Below are 265 nucleotides of genomic sequence, written 5' to 3'. Positions count from 1 at the left end.
CCCTCGAGGGGAGCGGGGGCTGCATAACCCCATTGCACGTGCGGCAGGGCGAACACGGTGACGAGCAGGAAAACGACCAGCAGCACCGACGCGACAACGGGGTAGCTCCGCAGGATCAGGCTGTGGCCAAAGACGGCCACCAGCACGGTGATCCCCGCGACGACGATCGTAACGAGTACCGGACCAGCCACGGGATCAGGGAAACCAAGCTGCGCCAGGAGCTCGGCACCCATGAACGAGGACGCCAGCCAGTTGAGGGCCAGGA

Annotated in this window: 1 pseudogene; it reads right to left on the bottom strand. The window is 65.7% G+C overall.

The features are described from left to right. A pseudogene (locus ACR9ZK_RS22250) lies at positions 1 to 265 on the bottom strand (nitrate reductase); the annotation flags it as partial.

The sequence above is a fragment of the Monashia sp. HAY1-5C genome, assembly GCF_056755255.1.
Note: the sequence above shows the minus strand (reverse complement) of the source record. Positions and strands in the feature narration are given on the sequence as shown.